The following is a 1,387-nucleotide window of genomic DNA, read 5'->3' on the forward strand; positions in this document are numbered from 1 at the left end:
AGCGCGCGAGGGCCGCCGCGCCCGTCTCGGCCGCGACGCGCGACGCCTGGTCGGAGCCGGGCGCGGTCGCGACGCCGTCGCAGACCACCGCGCACACGGCCGCCGGATGCGCCGCGAGCGCGAACGCGTCCTCGTTCCGCCTGCGCCGCCGTCCGACGTCGCTGACACCCGCCGCCGCGACCCGTCCGTCCGGGGCCGTGAGGACGTCCTCCACATGCTCGCGCCCGGTCGGCTGCCGCAACCCGCAGCGGTCGCAGAAGCCGTCCTCGGCGATGGAGGTCGAGCCGCAGTCCACGCACCGAGCGGCCTTCGCCGACGAGGAGCCGGGCTCTCGAGGGGCTCGGGCCGGGTGCGGGCGACCGCAGGATTCGCAGAACTGGTCGTCCGGGTGCGCCGGGTAGCCGCAGCCCGGGCACGCGATCAGGGAACCGGACGCGGAGCCGGACGCGGAGCCGAACGCGGAGCCGAACGCGGAGCCGGGCGCGGTGCCGGGCGCCTGGCCGGGCGGAACCGCCGTCACAGCAGCGTCCTCGGGCGGACGGCGTTGGCGCGGCGGACCATGGCGTGCCGGACGTCCGGGCGGTCGGCGAGCTTGGCGAGGTGGCGGTAGACGCTCTCCAGCTTGAGCCGCAGGTCGTGCTCGTCGAGCGCGGTCCCGAGGACCTGGGTCGCGCCGCCGGGGTCGCCGCCGTGCCGGAGCCAGGCGAGGGCCGCCTCCAGGACCTCGGCGGTGAACCGGTCGCGGCGCTCGGTGTCCAGGTTCAGGCCGGTCAGGCGGCGGCCCGTGGCGACGAGCGTCGGCGGGTCGAGCTCGCCCGGCGCGCTGCCCCGGACGGTCGTCGCGACCACCGCGAGCTGCGCCGACACGTAGTAGCTCGACACGCGGGGCACCGAGTCCAGCACCGCCTGCGCGCCGCGCCGGTCGCCGACCGCCAGCCGCGTCCTGGCCAGGCCGAACGCGGCGCTGACGTAGGTGGGGTCGGTGCGCCAGACGGTCTCGTAGTGGGCGGCGGCCGTGGCCGTGTCGCCCTGGAGCTCGGCGCAGAACGCCAGCGCGAGCTTCGGCGCGAGCTCGCCCGGCATGAGGTCGTACAGGTCGTCGAACATCGCGGCGGCCATGCCGGGCCGTCCGCCCGCCAGGTCGCGGACGGCCCGGTACCAGTCGGCGCGCCAGTCGTCCTCGCGCTCCGCGCCGAACGCCGTGATGATCTCGTCGGCGGCGGACAGGTCGCCCAGCTCGATCGAGACGCGGGCGAGCGCGAGCCGCACCTCCGGCGACGCGGCGGGCGCGCCGGACAGCGCCGCCGCCAGGTCGCCCGGATCGCGGGCGGTCAGCCCGGCCAGGAAGCCGGCGGCCGGATCGTCCGCCGCGACGAGCGGCACGGGC

General features: G+C 77.7%; 2 protein-coding genes. Both read right to left on the bottom strand.

All coding sequences use genetic code 11. The features are described 5' to 3' along the window. Nucleotides 1-520: zinc ribbon domain-containing protein (locus tag DZF91_RS23735; RefSeq protein ID WP_147341325.1), on the bottom strand; the 520-nt coding region annotated here is incomplete at its 3' end. Next, on the bottom strand, nt 517-1,387 hold an 871-nt coding region (locus DZF91_RS23740; protein WP_147341326.1), incomplete at its 5' end, for a tetratricopeptide repeat protein. The genes DZF91_RS23740 and DZF91_RS23735, both read right to left, overlap by 4 nt.

It is taken from the genome of Actinomadura logoneensis, from assembly GCF_003428695.1.
GTDB lineage: Bacteria > Actinomycetota > Actinomycetes > Streptosporangiales > Streptosporangiaceae > Spirillospora > Spirillospora logoneensis.